The organism is Streptomyces sp. NPDC003635 (assembly GCF_053587635.1).
The window spans coordinates 15,382-36,047 of the sequence record NZ_JBSFOK010000049.1; the positions used below are offsets into that span (position 1 = coordinate 15,382).

18 protein-coding genes are annotated in these 20,666 nt (G+C 72.7%); 9 read left to right on the forward strand and 9 right to left on the reverse strand.

Annotated elements, in window-relative coordinates; genetic code table 11:
- Positions 1–79: 79 nt before the first annotated feature.
- Both pspAA and ACWDRW_RS33030 read right to left on the reverse strand, forming a co-directional pair.
- Positions 80–358 (reverse strand): PspA-associated protein PspAA, encoded by a 279-nt coding sequence (gene pspAA / locus ACWDRW_RS33025; RefSeq protein WP_451729831.1) that lies wholly within the window; start codon positions 356–358, stop codon positions 80–82.
- Between the two features lie 22 nt (positions 359–380).
- Positions 381–1,178, reverse strand: coding sequence for a PspA/IM30 family protein (locus ACWDRW_RS33030; RefSeq protein WP_451729834.1), 798 nt, complete (start codon positions 1,176–1,178; stop codon positions 381–383).
- A gap of 201 nt (positions 1,179–1,379) precedes the next feature.
- Here ACWDRW_RS33030 and ACWDRW_RS33035 point away from each other — a divergent pair, with 201 nt between their 5' ends.
- The 3 genes from ACWDRW_RS33035 to ACWDRW_RS33045 all read left to right on the forward strand — a co-directional run bounded on the left by ACWDRW_RS33035 (position 1,380) and on the right by ACWDRW_RS33045 (position 3,979).
- Complete coding sequence (locus tag ACWDRW_RS33035) at positions 1,380–2,054, forward strand: DUF3043 domain-containing protein (protein WP_451729837.1); 675 nt, start codon at positions 1,380–1,382, stop codon at positions 2,052–2,054.
- 83 nt (positions 2,055–2,137) lie between these two features.
- The gene (locus ACWDRW_RS33040; protein WP_451729839.1) at positions 2,138–2,839 is read left to right on the forward strand and encodes a methyltransferase domain-containing protein; all 702 of its coding nucleotides are present in this window, start codon (positions 2,138–2,140) and stop codon (positions 2,837–2,839) included.
- Between the two features lie 78 nt (positions 2,840–2,917).
- Positions 2,918–3,979, forward strand: coding sequence for a S1C family serine protease (locus ACWDRW_RS33045; RefSeq protein WP_451729842.1), 1,062 nt, complete (start codon positions 2,918–2,920; stop codon positions 3,977–3,979).
- A 69-nt stretch (positions 3,980–4,048) separates the two neighbouring features.
- On the opposite strand, the gene ACWDRW_RS33050 is transcribed toward ACWDRW_RS33045, so the two are convergent.
- The gene (locus ACWDRW_RS33050; RefSeq protein ID WP_451729845.1) at positions 4,049–4,261 is read right to left on the reverse strand and encodes a hypothetical protein; all 213 of its coding nucleotides are present in this window, start codon (positions 4,259–4,261) and stop codon (positions 4,049–4,051) included.
- Between the two features lie 127 nt (positions 4,262–4,388).
- Between ACWDRW_RS33050 and ACWDRW_RS33055 the strand changes: the two genes are divergently transcribed.
- Entirely contained in the window at positions 4,389–5,591 is a 1,203-nt protein-coding gene (locus ACWDRW_RS33055) for a bifunctional adenosylcobinamide kinase/adenosylcobinamide-phosphate guanylyltransferase (protein ID WP_451729848.1), read from the forward strand.
- On the opposite strand, the gene ACWDRW_RS33060 is transcribed toward ACWDRW_RS33055, so the two are convergent.
- Positions 5,575–6,327 (reverse strand): methyltransferase domain-containing protein, encoded by a 753-nt coding sequence (locus ACWDRW_RS33060; protein WP_451729851.1) that lies wholly within the window; start codon positions 6,325–6,327, stop codon positions 5,575–5,577. The two genes, ACWDRW_RS33055 and ACWDRW_RS33060, sit on opposite strands and share 17 nt — an antisense overlap.
- Before the next feature lie 167 nt (positions 6,328–6,494).
- Between ACWDRW_RS33060 and cobT the strand changes: the two genes are divergently transcribed.
- Positions 6,495–7,616 carry a nicotinate-nucleotide--dimethylbenzimidazole phosphoribosyltransferase gene (gene cobT, locus ACWDRW_RS33065; protein ID WP_451729854.1) on the forward strand — a complete coding sequence of 374 codons (1,122 nt, stop codon included), beginning with the start codon at positions 6,495–6,497 and terminating at the stop codon, positions 7,614–7,616.
- A gap of 66 nt (positions 7,617–7,682) precedes the next feature.
- Here cobT and ACWDRW_RS33070 read toward each other — a convergent pair whose 3' ends face one another.
- Entirely contained in the window at positions 7,683–8,429 is a 747-nt protein-coding gene (locus tag ACWDRW_RS33070; protein WP_451729856.1) for a hypothetical protein, read from the reverse strand.
- Positions 8,430–8,505: 76 nt separating this feature from the next.
- On the opposite strand from ACWDRW_RS33070, the gene ACWDRW_RS33075 reads away from it, so the two are divergent.
- Positions 8,506–9,288, forward strand: a complete 783-nt coding sequence (locus tag ACWDRW_RS33075) for an adenosylcobinamide-GDP ribazoletransferase (protein ID WP_451729859.1) — start codon at positions 8,506–8,508, stop codon at positions 9,286–9,288.
- Here ACWDRW_RS33075 and ACWDRW_RS33080 read toward each other — a convergent pair.
- From ACWDRW_RS33080 to ACWDRW_RS33095, 4 genes are all read right to left on the reverse strand, one after another.
- Positions 9,277–9,933, reverse strand: a complete 657-nt coding sequence (locus ACWDRW_RS33080; RefSeq protein ID WP_451729862.1) for a spherulation-specific family 4 protein — start codon at positions 9,931–9,933, stop codon at positions 9,277–9,279. The two genes, ACWDRW_RS33075 and ACWDRW_RS33080, sit on opposite strands and share 12 nt — an antisense overlap.
- The gene (locus tag ACWDRW_RS33085; RefSeq protein WP_451729864.1) at positions 9,930–11,504 is read right to left on the reverse strand and encodes a hypothetical protein; all 1,575 of its coding nucleotides are present in this window, start codon (positions 11,502–11,504) and stop codon (positions 9,930–9,932) included. The genes ACWDRW_RS33080 and ACWDRW_RS33085 overlap by 4 nt, the downstream gene beginning before the upstream one ends.
- A complete protein-coding gene (pelF, locus tag ACWDRW_RS33090) occupies positions 11,501–13,024 on the reverse strand; it encodes a GT4 family glycosyltransferase PelF (RefSeq protein ID WP_451729867.1) in 1,524 nt (507 codons plus the stop codon). Before pelF ends, ACWDRW_RS33085 begins: the two co-directional genes overlap by 4 nt.
- Before the next feature lie 91 nt (positions 13,025–13,115).
- Positions 13,116–15,182 (reverse strand): hypothetical protein, encoded by a 2,067-nt coding sequence (locus ACWDRW_RS33095; protein ID WP_451729870.1) that lies wholly within the window; start codon positions 15,180–15,182, stop codon positions 13,116–13,118.
- Between the two features lie 343 nt (positions 15,183–15,525).
- On the opposite strand from ACWDRW_RS33095, the gene ACWDRW_RS33100 reads away from it, so the two are divergent.
- The 3 genes from ACWDRW_RS33100 to sucB all read left to right on the forward strand — a co-directional run bounded on the left by ACWDRW_RS33100 (position 15,526) and on the right by sucB (position 20,538).
- A complete protein-coding gene (locus ACWDRW_RS33100) occupies positions 15,526–17,049 on the forward strand; it encodes a leucyl aminopeptidase (protein WP_451729872.1) in 1,524 nt (507 codons plus the stop codon).
- 243 nt (positions 17,050–17,292) lie between these two features.
- Entirely contained in the window at positions 17,293–18,681 is a 1,389-nt protein-coding gene (gene lpdA, locus ACWDRW_RS33105) for a dihydrolipoyl dehydrogenase (protein WP_451729875.1), read from the forward strand.
- 60 nt (positions 18,682–18,741) lie between these two features.
- Entirely contained in the window at positions 18,742–20,538 is a 1,797-nt protein-coding gene (sucB, locus tag ACWDRW_RS33110) for a 2-oxoglutarate dehydrogenase, E2 component, dihydrolipoamide succinyltransferase (protein ID WP_451729878.1), read from the forward strand.
- Positions 20,539–20,666: the final 128 nt, after the last annotated feature.

The window sequence follows — 20,666 nt, forward strand, 5'->3', positions numbered from 1 at the left end:
CTCGCCCCCCGTGGACGAGCCGCGCGTCGATCCGGCCCCGCGCCCCTGAAGGGGGCGCGACACCGCACCGGAGACATCCTCAGCCCGGGATCAGGCCGTCGTCGCTCAGCAACTCCCGGACTTCCTCCAGGGTCGCGTCCTGGGACGGGAGGATCAGTTCCGAGGGTTCCAGGGAGTCGTCCGGGAGGGGGGCGCCCAGCTCTCGGACCTTGTTCAGCAGGGCATGGAGGGTTCGGCGGAAGCCGGACTCGTCGCCGCCCTCCAGCTCGGCCATCAGCTCGTCGTCCAGCTTGTTCAGCTCGACGAGGTGGCTGTCGGCCAGCCTCACCTGCCCCTCCCCCATGATCCGTACGATCATGTCGCCCTCCTAGGCGTGGGCCCTACTGCTTGTCGAAGCGCGGGGTGTCCTGCGGCTGCTGCTGGGGCTGGGACTGGCCGTTGCCGCCCTCGATGGCCTGCTGCTGCCCCGAGGTGCCCCCCGCCAGCTCCGCCTTCATGCGCTGCAGTTCCAGCTCTACATCCGTACCACCGGAGAGCCGGTCCAGCTCGGCCTGGATGTCGTCCTTGTGCATGCCGGTCGGGTCGTCGAGGGCACCGGAGGCGAGCAGTTCGTCGATGGCGCCGGCGCGCGCCTGGAGCTGGGCGGTCTTGTCCTCGGCGCGCTGGATCGCCAGGCCGACGTCGCCCATCTCCTCGGAGATGCCGGAGAAGGCCTCGCCGATCCGGGTCTGCGCCTGGGCCGCGGTGTAGGTCGCCTTGATGGTCTCCTTCTTCGTGCGGAAGGCGTCCACCTTGGCCTGGAGCCGCTGGGCCGCGAGGGTGAGCTTCTCCTCCTCGCCCTGGAGCGTGGCGTGCTGCGTCTCCAGGTCGGTCACCTGCTGCTGGAGCGCCGCGCGCCGGGACAGCGCCTCGCGGGCCAGGTCCTCACGGCCCAGCGCGAGCGCCTTGCGGCCCTGGTCCTCCAGCTTGGAGGACTGGGACTGGAGCTGGTTGAGCTGCAGTTCCAGGCGCTTGCGCGAGGTGGCCACGTCGGCCACGCCGCGGCGCACCTTCTGGAGCAGTTCCAGCTGCTTCTGGTACGAGTAATCGAGGGTCTCGCGCGGGTCCTCGGCCCGGTCAAGGGCCTTGTTCGCCTTCGCGCGGAAGATCATCCCCATACGCTTCATGACACCGCTCATGGGCTTCGCGCGCCCCCTTCTGACGTCCAGCTCCAGCTCTGCGACAGAACCCACAGTACGGGCCCTGCATCCATTGACGCACTGTTCGGGGACGGATGCGCTCATCCCCAAGGACGACTGCGTTCGCTCCGGCTCCGGCGTAGGGAGTAGGTGCTCCCCGGGGTTCCCGGAAACGTGCGCGACGTCCCCTCTGTCCCCTACATGACGACTGGTGTTGCCGATTCGTTCCCCACCGGGCTGGGGTCCATGCGCGGCGACCCCGTACCCTTGGGTTTTGTGTTCCGTAGCCGTGCCAAGGATGAGAAGGCATCGGTCGCCGACAAGGCGCCGCTGACCGACTCCAATCAGCCCCGCGACCCGCAGGCCCCTAAGGGCAGGCCCACGCCCAAGCGCAGTGAGGCCCAGTCCCATCGCCGCAGCGTCGCCAATACGCCGACCACGCGCAAGGAGGCGGCCAAGCGTTCGCGCGAGGAGCGCCGACAGGCGCTGGCCAAGCAGCGCGAGGCGCTGGCGAGCGGCGACGAGCGGTATCTGCCCGCCCGTGACAAGGGCCCGGTGCGCCGCTTCGCCCGCGACTTCGTCGACTCCCGCTTCAACGTCGCGGAGTTCTTCCTCCCGATGGCCGTGATCATCCTCGTGCTGAGCATGGTCCGGGTGGGCGCCCTGCAGAGCATCGCGCTGCTGCTGTGGCTCGTCGTGATCGTGCTGATCGTGCTGGACTCGATCGTCACCGGCTTCCGTCTGAAGAAGCAGTTGAACGAGCGCTACCCGGACGACAACAAGCGTGGCGCCGTCGCCTACGCCCTGATGCGCTCCCTCCAGATGCGCCGGCTCCGGCTGCCGAAGCCGCAGGTCAAGCGCGGGGCGCGGCCCTGAGCACGACGCCGTTCTCCGGGGGTGCGGCGGAGGCCTGGCTGAGCAAGCTGGGCGGACTGCGGGACGTCGTACGGCAGGAGCTGGTGGCCCGGCAGCTCGATGAGCAGATAGCCGGGCGCTACCCGGTCGGGCAGCGCCTGCGGATCCTCGACGTCGGGATGGGCCAGGGCACCCAGGCCCTGCGGCTCGCGCGGGCCGGTCATCAGGTGACCGGCCTGGAGCAGGACGCGCGGATGATCGCGGCGGCGCGGCAGTCGCTGGCGTGCGAGCCGGAGGGGATCCGCGAGCGGATGCGGATCATCGAGGGTGACGGCCGGGACACCGGTGTGCACTTCCTGCCGGGCAGCTTCGACGTGGTGCTCTGCCACGGTGTCCTCATGTACGTCGAGGAGCCCGACCCGCTGCTGGCGGGCCTCGCCCGGATGCTCGCCCCCGGCGGACTGCTCTCCCTGCTGGTCCGCAACGCCGACGCGCTGGCGATGCGCCCGGGCCTGTCCGGCGACTGGTCCGCAGCCCTCGCCTCGTTCGACACCACCGCCTACCGCAACCGCCTGGGCCTGGACGTACGGGCGGACCGCCTGGCCACCCTGACCGCGACGCTCGCCGGCATCGGCGCCCCGCTGCACAGCTGGTACGGCGTGCGGGTCTTCACGGACACCGCGGCGGACGACGCCGAGATCCCGGCCGACGTGGAGGCACTGCTGGCGGCCGAGGAGCGGGCGGGGCGCACGGATCCGTACCGCGGGGTCGCCGCGCTGCTGCATCTGTGCGGTGTGCGGGGCTGACGTACGGGCTCCGACCCGGCTCCCCATTCGGGCGTTCACGACAAGCCGGGCCCGCGCCGTGAGTCGAGACTCGGGAGCATGAACGCTTCCCGGAGCCGCCTCCTGGTCACCCTTGTGTGTTCCGCGGCCCTGGTCCCGGGGTGTTCGGGATCCGGATCCGGCTCGGGCACCGAGGCGGGCGCGCGCGCCACGACGACGCAGGCCGCCGTCCCCGCCGCGGCCAACGACCTCCAGGACGACTACCTCAAGGTGATCAGGGACGTCCTGCCGTCGGTCGTCCAGATCGAGGCCCGCCGTGATCTGGGCTCGGGGGTGGTCTACGACGACGAGGGGCACGTCGTCACCAACGCGCACGTGGTCGGGGACGAGCGGACCTTCACGGTGACGACCGCCAACAGCGAGACGGAGCTGACCGCGAAGCTGGTGTACGCCTACCCCGACCAGGACCTCGCGGTGATCAAGCTGGACCGGATCCCCGAGGGGCTGAGGGCGGCCGGGTTCGGGGACTCCTCGAAGGTGGAGGTCGGCCAGATCGTCCTGGCGATGGGCTCCCCGCTCGGCCTGTCCTCCAGCGTCACCCAGGGCATCGTCTCGGCGACCGGACGGACCGTCACCGAGGGCGGCAGCGGCGGCACGGGCGCGACCATCGGCAACATGGTGCAGACCTCGGCCGCGATCAACCCCGGCAACAGCGGGGGCGCGCTGGTGAACCTGGACGGCGAGGTCATCGGCATCCCGACGCTCGCGGCCACCGACCCCGACCTCGGGGGCAGCGCGGCGCCCGGGATCGGGTTCGCGATCCCCTCGTCCATGGTGAGGACGGTCGCGGACCAGATCATCAAGGACGGCAGGGTCACGGACTCCGGGCGGGCGGCGCTCGGCATCACCGGGCGCACGGTCGTCGACGACGACTACCGGGCCGCCGGGGTGGCCGTGGTCGAGGTCAAGGACGGCGGGGCGGCGGACAGGGCCGGGATCCGGCCGAGGGACGTCATCACCGGGTTGGGTGACACGGACATCACGACCCTCACATCACTCGCCGAGGCGCTGGCCTCGCGGCAGCCCGGGGGCCGGACGACGGTGACGTACGTCCGCGACGGCGGCGAGAAGACGGTGGACGTGACGCTGGGCGAGCAGTGAGGGGGCGGCCGCTCTCGCCTCTACGGCTCCACAGGCTTCACCGCCGCACGGCCGCCCCTGCGCTCGCTCCTACGCCTCCTCGGCGTGCAGGCTCATCGGCCCGTAGATCTCCGTGGTGTCCTCGAACAGGCGCACCTGGTCCACTCCGCCGGCGAGGAGGTCCTTCCAGACCTCGCCGATCCAGGACTCGGCGTCTCCCTGGGTGGTGAACTCCTCCGGCTCCACGGGGGGTGCCGTCTCCGACCCATCGGCCTTCTCGAAGCGCCAGATCCATGCTGCCATGCAGGCCTCCTCGGGTGAGCTTGGTGTGGTCACCCTATGCGTTGGGACGGATGCTGCGAACAAGATCGGCGCACCTATGGGGGGTCTCGAGTGAGCATGTCATCGGGGCACCGGTGAAAATCGGGACGTGGAACTGACGCTGCTCGGCACCGGAGCCCCCACCGGCCTCCCCCGCCCCGACTGTCCCTGTGCCGCCTGTGCCACCGCCCTCGGGGCGGAGGTACGGGCGGCGACCGCGCTGCTCGTCGACGGGGCGCTGCTGCTGGATCTGACCCCGGGGGCGGCGTTCGCGGCGGCCCGGGCCGGGAAGTCGCTGGCCGGGGTGCGGCAGGTGCTGTTGTCGCACCCGCACGACGGGCCGGCCGTGGAGGTGCCCGCCGGGCTGCCCGCGCCGGCCCGGGTGCCGGACGGTCGGGAGCTGGCGCTGCTGACGGGCCATCGGGTGCGGGCGCTGGCCATGGACGCCGGGGGCACGGGGTACGCGGTGACCGGCCCCGGCGGCCAGCGGCTGCTGTATCTGCCGCCCGGGAGCGCGCCGGCGGGGATCGAGGACGCGGACGTCGGGACGTACGACATGGTCGTGGCGGACGTGACCGGGCGGCCGGACGCGCTGGCGCGGCTGCGGGCGGTGGGGGCGATCAGGCCGACGACGGACGTCATCGCCGTACATCTGGACCATGACGTGCCGCCGGGCGGCGAGTTGCGGCGGCGGCTGGCGTCCCTGGGGGCGCGGGCCGTGGCGGACGGGACGACCTTGGTGGTCGGGGCGTACGAGGAGGTGCCGGACGTGCCGCGACGGACCTTGGTGCTGGGCGGGGCCCGGTCCGGGAAGTCGGTGGAGGCGGAGCGGCGGCTCGAGGCGTTCCCCGACGTGCTGTACGTCGCGACCGGCGGGCTGCGCGGCGGGGACACCGAGTGGGCGGCCCGGGTGGCGGCGCACCGGGAGCGGCGGCCGGGGTCCTGGCGTACGACGGAGACGTGCGACCTGGTGCCGTTGCTGGCGGAGGAGGGGGCGCCGCTGCTGATCGACTGTCTGTCGCTGTGGCTGACGGACGCGATGGACTCGGCCGGGGCGTGGGACGACGCGGTGTGGGCGGACGGGGGTGAGCGGGCGCTGCGGGAACGGGTGCGGGAGCTGACGGAGGCGGTGCGCGCCACGCGCCGGACCGTGGTGGCGGTGTCCAACGAGGTCGGCTCCGGAATCGTGCCGGCCACGGCCTCGGGTCGGCGCTACCGGGACGAACTGGGGCGGCTGAACGCGGCGTTCGCGAACGAGTGCGAGCACGTGCTGCTGGTGGTGGCGGGGCAGGCGGTCACTCTGCGCGGGTGACGAGGCGGGCGACGAGGCGGTGGCCGCCGGTGCCGACGGGGATCCGGCGGGCGGGGGGCACGATCTCGCAGTGCAGGATGTCCAGCTCCGCGCGGACGTTGTCCGGGGGGATGAGGTGGCGGGGGCGGGTGCGCGGGTGCGTCCAGCGGCCCAGGAGCTGTGCGAGCGGGGTGTGGGGATCGGGGAGTTCCAGGAGGAGGTGGCCTCCGGGGCGCAGGGCCGCCACCGCCGCGCTCAGGAGTGCGCGGGGGTCCTTGGCCTGCGGCAGGTGGCGCAGGACGCTGACCACGTCGTAGCGGCCGCGCACATGGGCCATGAGGTGAGGGTTGGTCAGGTCGCCCGCGTAGCCCTCCTCCACGCGGTCCGCCGCCCGGGCCCGCTCCACCCTGCCGGTGGGGTCCACGCCGTCGAAGGACGTGTAAGGGAAGACCTCCTTCGCCGCCGCCGGGAACTCCCCGGCGCCCGTGCCGACGTCCAGCCAGCTCTCCGGTTCGCCGTACGGCAGCATCGCGCGGGCGGCCGCGAGCAGCCGCCGACGGCCGTACGCGCGCTCGGACCGGTGGCGGGTGGGGCCGGGGTTCTGGAAGGCGTGGGCGCAGTCGTGGCATGCGTCGAGCGTGTAGCCCTCGGCACTGAGCCGGGTGCGCAGGCTGCGTGAGCCGCACCAGGGGCAGTCGTCGCGGCGCGGTTCGAGGAAACCGTCCGTCGCGAGGGCGAGTTCGGCGGGTGCGGACATGGGCGACTCCGGGCGCGAGGGGCGTACGACAATCCGCTGCAAAACGGAACGTATGGGATCGCGATCTTGGGTGCAACGACGTCGCGCCGGAGCGGGGGTGACGTGGCGGGGCGAGTGGTGGCCATGTGGCGACGTTCCGTTCGAGCGGTGCCGGTACTGTTCGGCGAATGAGCTCGCTTAATCTCGACGACTTCACCGATCTGATCGAGCGCCCCGACGGCGGGGTGCGCCGCGACGCGGAGGCGCGCCGGGAGCGTCAGATCGTGCCGCCCGGGTCGCTGGGCCGCCTCGACGACCTGGGTGAGTGGCTGGCCGCGGCGCAGGGCGCCGTGCCGGTGCGGCCGGTGGAGCGGCCGCGGGTGGTGCTGTTCGCCGGTGACCACGGGATCGCCGAACTGGGCGTCTCGGCGCGGCCCGCGGGCAGCGCGGGGCAGTTGGTGCGGGAGGTCCTGGAGGGCGGCCGGCCGGTGTCCGTGCTCGCGCGACGCCTCGGCGTTCCGGTGCGGATCGTCGACATGGGCCTGGACTGCGACCCCGGGACCCTGCCCGAGGACGTCGTACGGCACCGGGTGCGGCGCGGCAGCGGGCGGATCGACATCGAGGACGCGCTGACGCCGGAGGAGGCGGAGGCCGCGTTCCGTGCCGGGGTAGCGGTGGCCGACGAGGAGGCGGACTCCGGTACGGATCTCGTCGTGCTGGGCGATGTGAGCGTCGGCGGCACCACCGCTGCGGGCGTGCTGGTGGCCGCGCTGTGCGGGACGGACGCGTCCGTGGTGACCGGGCGGGGCGGGCTCGCCATCGACGACCTGGCCTGGATGCGCAAGTGCGCGGCGATCCGGGACGCCCTGCGGCGGGCCCGGCCGGTGCTCGGGGACCAGTTGCAGCTGCTGGCGACCGTCGGCGGCGCCGACCTCGCGGCGATCACCGGGTTCCTGCTGCAGAGCGCGGTACGGAAGATGCCGGTGATCCTCGACGGCGTGGTCGTGGCCGCGTGCGCGCTGGTGGGCCAGCGGGTCGCGTTCCGGGCGCCGGACTGGTGGCTGGCGGCGCACGACAGCGGGGAGCCGGGCCAGGCGAAGGCGCTGGACCGGATGGCCCTGGAGCCGGTCCTCACCCAGGGCGTGACCGTCGGGGAAGGAGCCGGGGCCCTGCTGGCACTCCCCCTGGTACAGGCCGCGGCGGCACTGGCGGCGGAGCTGCCGGAGAAGTCGGAGCCCGAGGAGACGGCGGAGCCGGTGGAGAAGCCGGAGTCGGAGGAGAAGGACCAGGAGGCCGCGGCCTCGGAGTAGCGGCCGGGCGCCTCGCCGGACTTGGCCGCCGTCCGCGGCGTGCCGGCTCTGTGCGCGGGTACCGGGTCAGGGGCGCTCCGGGTCCGGTTTGCCGCCGATCCAGTCCTGAACCGTGCGACTGGGCCCCGCCCAGCGCTTGTCGTGGCGGTAGGCGCGCAGCGCGGACTTGGCACGGGCGCGCGGGCGGCGGCCGTAGAAGCGGCGGAACCAGAGGGAGTCGGGGCGCGCCAGGCGGATCGCGCCGACGAGCGCGATGACCGGGATGATCACGCCGAAGACGGCCATCAGCGGCTTTCCCTTGAACAGGGCGACGAGGGCGATGAGGAAGTTCGTCGCGACGGTCCAGGCGAGGGTGCCGCGGTCCTGGACCTCGTCCTGGCTGAGGTCGTTGACGCCGAAGGGCACGAAGCCCACGAGGACCAGCCCGACGAGGGCGGCGGTGAGGACGACGACCTCGACGCTGCGGCGGCCGGCCTCGGTCCAGTACACGTCGTCCAGGTGCAGGATCATCGCGAACTCGTCGAGGACGAGACCGGCGCCGATCCCGAAGACGACGGCGCAGGCGCCGGCCCCGAACCCGCGCCCGCCGGTCGCGACCGCGCCGAAGCCGCCGACGATGGTCAGGACCACGCCCGGGACGACGTGGTGGATGTGCACGCCGCCCGCCTCGACGTTGCCGAAGGGGCCCTTGCCCGCGCGGATGAGCCGCGTGACGATCCGGGTGACGACGAACGTGACGATGAACGCGCTCAGCGCCAGGAGCAGGGGCAGTTTGCCCGGTTCGATGATGTTGCGTTCCAGCCAGTGCCCCATGCGCCCCAGTGTGAACGGGGCCTTCGCGGGCCGCCCCCGAGATACGGCCGTTGGAGGGCTCACGTACCCTTCCGGCGTGTTCACCAGCCCTCTCCCGCACGGCCTGCGTTTCGCCTTCGGCACCCTCACCGTCCTGCCGGCCAGGGTGGAGCGATGGGACCGGGAAGCCGCGCGGGGCGGGATGCTGAGCGCACCCGCGGTCGGTCTCGTCGTCGGCGGCTGCGCCGCCGCCCTCGGACTCGCGCTGCTGTTCTCGGGCGCCGGCCCGCTGCTCGCCGCCGTCGCCACCGCGGCCGTACCCGCCGTGCTGACCCGCGGGCTGCACCTGGACGGTCTCGCCGACACGGCGGACGGGCTCGGGAGCGGCAAGCCCGCCGAGGACGCGCTGCGGATCATGAAGCAGTCGGACATCGGGCCGTTCGGCGTGATCACCCTGCTCTTCGCGCTGCTCGCGCAGGTCGCCGCACTCGCTGAGGTGTACGACGACTCCTGGGCCCGGGGCGCCCTCGCCGCTCTGGTCGCCGCCGTGGCCGCCCGGCTCGCCCTCACGCTCGCCGCCCGCACGGGTGTTCCCGCGGCCCGGCCGGAGGGGCTCGGCGCGGCGGTCGCCGAAGTGGTGCCGGTGCGGTGGGCGGTGACCGTGGCCGTCGGTGTCGTCCTGGCTGCCGGTGCCGCCGGTGCGCTCCTCGGTGCCGACGACGGCGTACGCACCGCCCTCGCCGTCCTCGCCGCCCTCGGCCTCGCCGAACTCCTTCTGCACCGCTGTGTCCGCCGCTTCGGCGGGGTCACCGGGGATGTGTTCGGCGGCCTCGCGGAGACGGCGGCGACGACGGCGCTCGTGGTGCTGTCACTGGGCTGACCCGGCCTCCAGCGCGTGCGGCAAGGTGCCCCAGGGGTGATCCCCCGCTCCGGGCACCGCACAGTGCACCGTGGCCCCGCGCGCCCGGGCCAGCGCCTCCGCGTCGGCGCCGGGAGGGACGCCGTACAGCAGATGGGCCACCCGGACTCCGGGGCCGTACGTCCCTTGTGGCGGGGGCTGTTCGCGGTACGTCGTCCAGGTGCCCTCGAAGGTGACCAGGAGGTCGGCGATCCTGGCGTACGACGGATGCGGTGCCGTGCCGTGGTTGAGGGCGAGGGTGCCGAAGCCGGCGCGCCAGGCCGCGGTCGCCAGGTCCTGGTAGTACGGGAACTCCTCCCGGCCCGCGGCGACTTGGTCGAGGAACACGCCGTCCGCGCCGTACCAGTCGCGGTGCCGTGCGAGGTCACGGACGACGTGGGCGTGCGGTCGGCGGCCGTAGTCGGTGTCGACGTAGCCGAGCACCCGCGCTCCGGCCTTCCGCAGCCGGGACGCGACCTCCCCGAACGCCGGGTCGGGCCTCTCACCGGAGCCGCTGGCCGGGTTCAGCACGACCCCGTAGAGGCGGGACGCGGCCGCGATGACCGCCTCCCATTCGGCGGGGCGGACGGACGGGTGCTCGTAGTAGGGGACCAGCAGATCGTTCATCGGTGGGCCGTCACTCTGCCCAGCAGGGCGCAGACCAGGGCGGCTTGGGCGACCGCCGCGGTGCCGTGGACGATCAGACCGGTCCCGTGCGGGCTGCCCGTGTGGGTCGCCAGGGCGAGCGTCTGGGCCAGGGCCGCCGCGCAGCAGATCGTCGCCGCGCCGAGCACCGCCCCGAAGGACTGGAGCAGCAGGCCGGTCCACAGCACGACGCCGAGCAGGAGGAGAGCGGCGAGGTGGGCGAGGGCGGGGGCGGGGCTGTGCGGCCACAGGGCGGTGGTGGTCAGGGTGAGCGCGGCGAGGGTGGTCAGGTAGGCGGTGAGGCAGGTGGCGACCGTGCGGGCCGTGCTGCGGCGGAAGGCCGTGGGGGTGCGGCTGTGGCGGAGGGCGGTGGTGGTGCGGCCGCGGAAGCGGTGCAGCAGCCATTCGGCCGGGCCCATGCTGAGGGTGAGGGCTACGGCGGACGGGGCGGCTGTGGCGGGGGCCGGGGTGTCCGCGAGTACGTCGCCCAGGGCGGCGTAGACGACGAGGGTGCCGCTGCCCAGGCCGAAGAGCGCGTACGGGAGGGAGCCGGCCAGGGCGCCCGGCGTGGAGGTCGCGGCGTGGGTGGGTTTCGCCCGCCCGCGCTTGCGGGGCGCCGCCTCGGCGGTCGCCGGAGCCGCCCGGCGGCCCGACCGCCCGCAGCCGCGCAGGAAGCGCGACGCCCGCCCGCACCACTGCGCGAGGCCGCGCCGACCGATCGGCGGCGCCGCTTCCCGCAGGGCCAGCACCACCACCGTGGCCAGGGAACCGAGCAGGAGGACGATCCTCGCCGCGTGCGGGACGGGGTGGAGCAGGGTCAGGGTCGCGCCCGCCGTCATCGGCAGGAGTGCAGCCAGCAGGGCTCGCTCTCTGCCCAGCACCAGCAGGGCCGTTGCCGCCGCCACATAACAGGACTGACCCCCGGCGAACGCGACCGCCGTCGCAGATGCCGTGCCTGCCGTGGCGGTGGCCACCAGTGTGCCCAGCAACGCCCCCGCCGGGCCGCCCACCAGGAGCGCGCGGCGGGCCGCCGTGCGGTCTCCCAGGCCCAGCCAGGTGTACGCCCGGTGCGCCAGGCCCTGGTTCCAGGCCCAGCCGAACAGGGCCGCGGACAGCAGGGGGACCGTTCCTGCCGGGAGGCCGGCATCGTCCTTGGGGCCCACGAGGAAAGGGGCGCCCAGGACGTACGCGAGGCCGGGGAGTGCGAAGACCACCCCGCGCAGCAGGCAGGACACCAGGCCCACCCGCCAGGGGTCGCCGACCGGTCCGGCCGGCTCGGGATAGGCGCGGGGTACCCGGTCGTACAGTTCCTCGGCCAGCGCGAAGGAGTTCTTCACGCCGTATCGCTCGCGTATCTGCTCGTCCGAGAGGCCGTCGGATTCCAGCAGGGCCGCGATCTCGTCGGGATGGACGGCGGCCGCCGCGAAGTCGGCCAGGCGTTCGGCGAGTTCGTCCACCGGATCGGGCCGCGCCCAGCTCGGGTCGCGCTGGCGGGGGATCGACGGGAGGGCCTCGGCGGGCGTGCCGGGCGGGATCCGCAGGCCGCCGCTCACCAGTCGGTCCCGTCCGTCGCCACCTTCTCGTACCAGGGGTCCCGCAGTTCCAGGGTCCAGTCGGCGACCGTCTCGACCGTCGGCTCGTACACCTCCGGCAGGCCCGCCAGCTCCTGGTAGATCGTCCGGAAGGCGTCCACGGAACGGCGGAGGGTGAACCGGTCGATCACCCGCTGACGCGACAACTCGCCGAGCTCGAGGCGTCTTTCGTCGTCCGAGAGGAGGGTGAGGGCCGCCGCCGCCATCTTCTCCGGCTCCCGCGGCGGGACCACCAGGCCCGTGTCACCCACCGCCTCGCGCACTCCCCCGACATCCGTCGAAACCGTCGTACGTCCGCAGGACATCGCCTCGATGATCGAGAACGGGAAGCCCTCGGAGATGGAGGAGAGCATGACGACGTGGCCGGCCGCGTAGGCGCGCCAGACCTCGCTGATCCGGCCCTCGAAGGTCAGGCCGTCGGTCACGCCCAGTTCGGCGGCCAGCTTCTCCAGCCTCGTCCGGTACGCCTCCCCGCCCGGCGGCACCGGGCCGAACAACCGCAGCCGGGTCTCGGGGAGTTCGGCGCGGACCATGGCGTATGCCCGCAGGAGGGTCTCCAGGTCCTTGATCGGGTCGACCCGGCCGCACCAGGTGAGCGTGGGAACCTCGGGTTCGGGGCCCGCGTGCGGGAAGGCGTGCGGGTCGACGCCGTTGTACACCGTGCGGATCTTGTCCGCGTCGGCGCCGCCGCGCTCCTCCCAGCGGCGGTTGTACTGGTTGCACGGGGTGATCAGGTCGGCCGTGCGGTACCCGTGTGAATTCAGTTCACGGTAGAAGCCGAGCATGAACGCCTTCACGGGCCATCGCTGTTCGGCGCTGCGGTAGCCGAGGTAGCGCTCGCGCAGATAGATGCCGTGTTCGGTGAGCAGGAACGGGACGCCGTCCAGCTTGCGGGCCGCGAGCGCGGGCAGCGTGGCGAGGCCGCTGCTCACCGCGTGCGCCACCGAGTCCTCCGGGATCCGCACGCCCAGCGGGCGCAGAGCGTGTTCCAGCAGGTCGGTCGCGGTGAGCGCGTCGTGCACGGTCGGCTCGGCGGCGGCCGTCGGCAGATGCGGCATCGTCCAGATCCACATCAGCGAGCGGAGCGCGGCCTCCGTGCGCAGGGCCGCCGAGAGACGTCCGGCGCGGGCCAGTTCGGCCAGCTCGTACAGGGCCTCGCCGAAGTCGACCTGGGTCTCGGGGTCGAGGAAGGAGAGCAGGAACCGCTCGTAGGAGTCGAGGAACCGCCGACGGGCCCGGCCGAAGGGGGCGCGTCCGCTTCCGGGACGCGGACCCCAGGTCGGCACGGAGGTGTGCCGGTAGACGTTGGACGGCAGTTCCCAGGTCACCGGTTCCCGGCCGGTGCCGGTGAGCGAGACGACGTGGAAGTCGACCTCCGGCATGCCCTTGACGAGCTGGTCGCACCAGGTGCTGACGCCGCCGTGGACGTGCGGATAGGTGCCTTCGGTGAGCATGGTGACATGACGGCCTGATCGCCTCATGCGTGAGTTCCCCCCTGCGGAACAGGTCGTACGGCCCGGCAGCGCACCCCGGCCGGTCAGGATCCGGGGTGCGCTCGGCCGGCGGCTCGCCTCAGGCCGACGGAAGTTTCAGCGTCAGCGCCGACTGGAGCGCGCCGGGTGCCGCCCACGCCGAGCGCTTGCCCGCGTACGCCGTGCCGAAGACGGTCGTGCCCAGCAACTGCTGCTGCCTGGTGCCCTCCGGCGCCGTCACCGGGATCTGGGTCCCGGACGGACCGGTCACCGTCACGGTCGTGCCGATGCGGTACGCCGTGACACGGTTGTTCGCCACCGCCGTACGCCAGGCCGTGCGGCGCTGCAGTTCGGTGCCGATCGCCTTCTGGGAGAGGTTCTCCACCGGGGTGTTGTCGGCGAACAGGCCCCGGTAGTCGGCGAGGACCTTGTCCAGGACCGGGTAGAGGATGCGGTCCTCGGCGAGGTTGGACTGGTGGACGTAGTGGGGGCGCGGGTCGTTGTTGACGACGTGACTCAGGGCGATGCGGGCCTCCTGCGGGACGATGTGGTCGTCGTAGCCGGTGGCCGGATCGAGCGGGGCGTCCAGGCAGGTGGAGGCCGGGTTGGTCGTACAGATGCCGCTGCCGCCGTCCTCCGCGGAGGTGTAGATCCAGTTGTACTCGTCGGCCATCTCCGCCTTCGTGCCGACGTTGTAGTACACGTTCATCGGATGCCGGGGCACGGTCTGGGCGGCGCCCACCGCGCGCTGTTCGGGCTCGCGGGAGTTGTCCGAGGCGACCCACTTGACGCCGTTGTCGGCAAGGGCGCCGGCCAGGTTCGGGTTGTCGTTCGGCTGCTGCGGCAGCGTCCTCAGGCCCGAGTGCTCGCCGGTGACCAGTTCGGTGCGGTCGACCGGGAGGCCCTTGCCGACGGCCCAGTTGTGGTTGTCGCGGATCTGCCCGGCGATCTCGGAGCGGCTCATGTACTTCGTCGAGCCGTCGGCGTTCTTCGCGCAGGTCCACGGCACCGTCGAGGTGTCCTGGACGCAGCCGAGGAAGGGGTGCGTGTAGGTGTGGTTGATCCAGCGGTACTGCGCCTTGTCCGCGAGCAGCCGGGCGGTGAGCGCGTCGGTGCCGCCGTGCTCGGCCTTCCACTCCTCGCCGGAGCCGGCGTTGTAGACCATGTCCATCGTGAAGCCCTGCGTCCGCTGCCACTGGGCGGCGTGGACGGCGTCCTCCGCCGTCATGCGGATCGGGTTCGTCTCCTCGCCCCCGCCCACGCAGTCGATGTCGCCGGGCGTGCAGTTGCGCTCGGTGTCCCAGCGGGCGTCGGGCGCGAAGACGTCGTCGATGTGCACGGCGAAGTAGTTGCGGTCCTGGCCCAGGTGCACGCCCTGGGTCAGCCATTCGACGATGCCGCGGGCGAGCAGCCGGAACTGCCGCTGGTGCTGGTTGTAGGCGAAGGTGACGACCAGCTCGCGGCGCCCGTCGTGGGCGTACTCGCCGACCAGGCTGCCGCGGCCGGAGCCCTCGGGGACGGGGAGGTCGACGTAGCTGGTGAAGCCGGCCCGGGGGCGGGCGACGTAGCCGTAACTCTCCTGGATCGAGGGGGCGTTGTCCTCGAAGGCGAAGGCGCCGTCGAGATAGCCGAAAGCCCCCGCGCGTCCGGCGTCGGTGACGGAGGCCTGGCGTCCGTCGAGGCTGCCGGACCAGCCGCCCTCGGTGGTGTAGTCGAGGCCGACGCCCGGGTGGGCCCAGGTGTAGGCGTCGACCTGCGGGATGCCGTAGGTCCGCTCGTAGGTCTCCAGCGCGCTCTGCTCGGCGGAGCCGGCGCCGAAGGGGGCCTCGTTCGGCAGGACCACGCCCTGGAACTTCGCCCGCGGGCGCCCGTTCACCGTGTCGCTCAGGAACGCCCCGGTCACCGCCGGACGGGCGGAATCGTTCAGGTCGATCGTCGTGTACGGGACGCCGGTGCTGCGCAACTGGGCCGCGATGGCCCGTACGGCGCTGCCGCCGTCGTCCACCACCAGGACCCTGAGGTCGACGCGGGGGTCCACGGCGGCCGACGCCCCCGGGACCCCCAGACCCAGTGTCAGCAGTCCCGCGGCCGTCAAGGTGGCCGCGGTGTTTCGCAGAGCGGTGCTGCGCGGAGCGGTCCCTCCGCGTCGATGCGCACGGTGCGCCATGTGTCGTCCTCCCCCCAGAAGATCCCCCTGCGCCACATCCGGGGAGGATCCTTGGAAATCATGCGAAGCGGTGAGCTACGGGCTCACCGGAACGCGATGAGTGTGTCTCAGGTCACGGGGAGTGAGAGTTGGGAAGTGGCCATGACGCCACCGACAGGTGAACGCCCGTAGGAATGAGCGAACGGGACTGACGCGCGTAGGCTCGTCCCGAGTGTCAGCCGCACCGGGGAAGGCCCCGGCTGAGCCAGGACCCTGAGGTCGGAACTAGGGTCGGCCGTCGGGCCCGGTCGACCCACACCTTTCGGCCACTGCAACTTCACATCGGAAGCGAGATTTCACCACCGTGACTGCTCTCACTCTCAGCACCGCCGCGGCGCCCGGCCTGCGGGCCGACGCGATCGTGATCGGTGTCGCCAAGGGCGCCAAGGGCCCCGTGGTCGCCCCGGGTGCCGAAGCCCTGGACAAGGCCTACGACGGCAGGCTCGCCGGCGTCCTGGAGACCCTCGGCGCCTCCGGCGGCGAGGGCGAGGTGACGAAGCTCCCCGCCCCGGCCGGTTTCAAGGCTCCCCTCGTGGTGGCCGTGGGCCTCGGCGCTCAGCCCGAGAAGGACGCCGAGTACGGCGCGGAGGCGCTGCGCAGGGCCGCCGGTGCCGCCGCCCGCGCGCTCGCCGGGTCCAAGAAGGCCGCCTTCGCCCTGCCCCTCGCGGACGCCGCCGACGCCGGCGCGGTCGCGGAGGGCGCGCTGCTCGGGGCGTACTCCTTCGACGCCTACAAGGACAACGGCAAGAACGGCAAGGGCAACGGCAAGGCGCCGCTCGCCGAGATCGCCCTGCTCGGCGGGAAGCCGCGGGACAAGGCGTTCAAGGCCGCCCTCGAGCGCGCCACCGCCGTCGCCGAGGAGCTCAACCGCGCCCGCGACCTGATCAACACCCCGCCGAACGACCTCAACCCGGAGTCGTTCGCCGCGGTCGCCCAGGTGGCGGCCAAGGAACACGGCATCAAGGTGCAGGTGCTCGACGAGAAGGCCCTGCAGAAGGGCGGGTACGGCGGCATCCTCGGCGTCGGCGCCGGGTCCGCGGCCGGTCCGCGGCTGGTGAAGCTGTCGTACACCCACTCGAAGGCGAAGAAGCACCTCGCCTTCGTGGGCAAGGGCATCACCTACGACTCGGGCGGCATCTCGCTGAAGCCGGCGGGCCACAACGAGACGATGAAGTGCGACATGAGCGGTGCGGCGGCGGTGTTCGCGGCCGTCGTCGCGGCGGCGCGGCTGGGGCTCGAGGTCAACGTGACGGGCTGGCTGGCGCTGGCCGAGAACATGCCGTCCGGCTCCGCCACCCGCCCGGGTGACGTCCTGCGCATGTACAGCGGCAAGACCGTCGAGGTCCTCAACACCGACGCCGAGGGCCGGCTGGTACTGGCGGACGCGCTGTGGGCGGCCTCCCAGGAGAAGCCGGACGCGATCGTGGACGTGGCGACGCTGACCGGCGCGATGGTGCTGGCGCTGGGGAACCGGACGTTCGGTGTCATGGCCAACGACGACGCGTTCCGCTCGGCGCTGGTGGAGGCCGCGGAGGAGGTCGGCGAGGCCTCCTGGCCCATGCCGCTGCCGGAGCACCTGCGCAAGGGAATGGATTCTCCCACCGCCGACATCGCGAACATGGGCGAGCGGATGGGCGGCGGCCTGGTCGCCGGTCTCTTCCTGCGCGAGTTCGTGGGCGAGGGCATCACCTGGGCGCACCTGGACATCGCGGGCCCGGCCTTCAACGAGCAGGGGCCGTTCGGCTACACCCCGAAGGGCGGCACGGGGTCGGGTGTGCGGACGCTGGTGCGGCTCGCGGAGCTGACGGCGGCCGGCGAACTGGGCTGATCTCCTCGACGGGGCCTCGCACCCGAGTGGAGCGAGGCCTCGGCGCCTTTCTGGCCTGCCCTCCCTTGTGAGCGTGTGGTGTCTCACACGTCGGCCCGGCGTCTCGTCCGGTGGCGACAAGTGCGAAGATGGGGCACGGCAGGACAGGGCCCCCACCGAAGGGCCGAAAGCAAGAGCGGCCGGACACCAGCCGCCGACCGGTCACTGGAGACCGGCGTGGCGCACATGCATGGAGGACGTGACGTGGCGAACGACGCCAGCACCGTTTTCGACCTAGTGATCCTCGGCGGTGGTAGTGGCGGTTACGCCGCGGCCCTGCGCGGGGCGCAGCTGGGCCTGGACGTCGCCCTGATCGAGAAGGACAAGGTCGGCGGCACCTGCCTGCACCGGGGTTGCATCCCCACCAAGGCCCTGCTGCACGCGGGCGAGATCGCCGACCAGGCCCGCGAGAGCGCGCAGTTCGGTGTGAAGGCCACCTTCGAGGGCATCGACATCGCCGGGGTCCACAAGTACAAGGACGGCGTGATCGCCGGTCTGTACAAGGGCCTGCAGGGTCTCGTCGCCTCCCGCAAGGTGACGTACATCGAGGGTGAGGGCCGGCTGTCCTCCCCGACCTCCGTCGACGTGAACGGTCAGCGTGTCCAGGGCCGCCACGTCCTGCTGGCGACGGGCTCCGTGCCGAAGTCGCTGCCCGGTCTGGAGATCGACGGCGACCGCATCATCTCCTCGGACCACGCCCTGGTCCTGGACCGCGTGCCCAAGTCCGCGATCATCCTGGGCGGCGGCGTCATCGGCGTCGAGTTCGCCTCCGCCTGGAAGTCCTTCGGCTCCGAGGTCACCGTCATCGAGGGCCTCAAGCACCTCGTCCCGGTCGAGGACGAGAACTCCTCGAAGCTGCTCGAGCGCGCGTTCCGCAAGCGCGGCATCAAGTTCAACCTGGGCACCTTCTTCCAGAAGGCCGAGTACACCCAGGACGGCGTCAAGGTCACCCTCGCCGACGGCAAGGAGTTCGAGGCCGAGGTCCTCCTCGTCGCCGTCGGCCGTGGCCCGGTCTCCGCCGGTCTCGGTTACGAGGAGCAGGGCGTCGCGATGGACCGCGGCTACGTCCTCGTCGACGAGTACATGCGCACCAACGTTCCGACCATCTCCGCCGTCGGTGACCTCGTCCCGACCCTCCAGCTCGCGCACGTCGGCTTCGCCGAGGGCATCCTGGTGGCGGAGCGTCTGGCCGGTCTCAAGACCGTTCCGATCGACTACGACGGTGTCCCCCGCGTGACCTACTGCCACCCGGAGGTCGCCTCCGTCGGTATCACCGAGGCCAAGGCCAAGGAGATCTACGGCGCGGACAAGGTCGTCGCTCTGAAGTACAACCTGGCGGGCAACGGAAAGAGCAAGATCCTCAACACCGCGGGCGAGATCAAGCTCGTCCAGGTGAAGGACGGTGCCGTGGTCGGCGTCCACATGGTCGGCGACCGCATGGGCGAGCAGGTCGGCGAGGCCCAGCTGATCTACAACTGGGAGGCGCTGCCGGCCGAGGTCGCCCAGCTCATCCACGCCCACCCGACGCAGAACGAGGCGCTCGGCGAGGCCCACCTGGCCCTGGCGGGCAAGCCGCTCCACGCGCACGACTGACCCTCGGTCGAAGAACGCGACGACACAGACTTCCGCAATCCGTTAGGAGCAACCGAAACCATGGCGGTTTCCGTAACCCTTCCGGCGCTCGGCGAGAGCGTCACCGAGGGCACTGTCACCCGCTGGCTGAAGGCCGAGGGCGAGCGCGTCGAGGCCGACGAGCCGCTGCTCGAGGTCTCGACCGACAAGGTCGACACCGAGATCCCCTCGCCCGCCGCCGGTGTCCTGGCGTCCATCAAGGTCGCCGAGGACGAGACCGTTGAGGTCGGCGCCGAGCTGGCCGTCATCGACGACGGCACCGGTGCGCCGGCTGCCGCCCCCGCCCCGGCCGCCGAGCCCGAGCCGGAGCCCGTCGCGGCTCCGGAGCCGGCCGCTGCCGCTCCCTCCACCGAGCAGGCCGCCCCGGCGCCCGCTCCCACCGCCGAGGCCGCCGCCGGCGGCGGTTCCGCCGAGGGCACGGACGTCGTCCTGCCCGCGCTCGGCGAGTCCGTCACCGAGGGCACCGTCACCCGCTGGCTGAAGTCGGTCGGCGACTCCGTCGAGGCCGACGAGCCGCTGCTCGAGGTCTCCACGGACAAGGTCGACACCGAGATCCCTGCGCCCACCTCCGGTGTGCTGCTCGAGATCACGGTCGGCGAGGACGAGACCGCCGAGGTCGGCGCCAAGCTCGCCGTCATCGGCGCCCCGGGTGCGGCTCCGGCCGCCGCCCAGGCCCCCGCCGCCCCGGCCCCGGCCGCCGAGCCCGCGCCCGCCCCGGCCGCCCCCGCGGCACCGGCTCCGGCTCCGGCCGCACCCGCCGCCCCGGCTCCCGCGCCCGCCCCGGCCGCTCCGGCTCCGGCTCCGGCCGCGCAGGCGCCCGCGCCCGCCGCTCCGGCTCCGGTCACCCCGGCCCCGGCCGCTCCGGCGCCCGCCGCCGCGCAGGCGACCGACGAGGGCGCCTACGTGACCCCGCTGGTGCGCAAGCTCGCCGCCGAGAACGGCGTCGACCTGGCGTCCGTCAAGGGCACCGGCGTCGGCGGCCGGATCCGCAAGCAGGACGTCATGGCCGCCGCCGAGGCCGCCAAGACCGCCGCCGCTCCGGCGCCCGCCGCCGCGCCGGCTGCCGCCAAGAAGGCGCCGGCCCTGGAGGCCTCCCCCCTGCGCGGCCAGACCGTCAAGATGCCGCGCATCCGCAAGGTCATCGGCGACAACATGGTCAAGGCCCTGCACGAGCAGGCCCAGCTGTCGTCGGTCGTCGAGGTCGACGTCACCCGCCTGATGAAGCTGCGCGCCCGCGCCAAGGACGCGTTCGCGGCCCGTGAGGGCGTGAAGCTCTCCCCGATGCCGTTCTTCGTCAAGGCCGCGGCCCAGGCGCTGAAGGCCCACGCGCCGATCAACGCCAAGATCAACGAGGCCGAGGGGACCATCACCTACTTCGACACCGAGAACATCGGTATCGCGGTGGACTCCGAGAAGGGCCTGATGACCCCGGTCATCAAGAACGCCGGTGACCTCAACCTCGCCGGTATCGCCAAGGCCACCGCCGACCTGGCGGGCAAGGTCCGGGCCAGCAAGATCACGCCGGACGAGCTGTCGGGCGCGACCTTCACCATCTCCAACACCGGTTCGCGCGGTGCGCTCTTCGACACGATCATCGTGCCGCCGGGCCAGGTCGCGATCCTCGGCATCGGTGCCACGGTCAAGCGTCCGGCCGTGATCGAGACGGAGGACGGCCCGGTCATCGGCGTGCGCGACATGACCTACCTGACCCTCTCCTACGACCACCGCCTGGTGGACGGCGCCGACGCCGCCCGCTACCTGACGGCGGTCAAGGCGATCCTGGAGGCGGGCGAGTTCGAGGTCGAGCTCGGCCTCTGACGCCTCAGTGGTCCCACCGCGGTGCCCCCGTCCGGAGTCGTCCGGGCGGGGGCACCGTCGTCGGTGCGTGTAAGTCTCGTCTCACCTGCGGGAAAGCGCCCCTGTGCGCCCCTACGGGACGGGCCCGC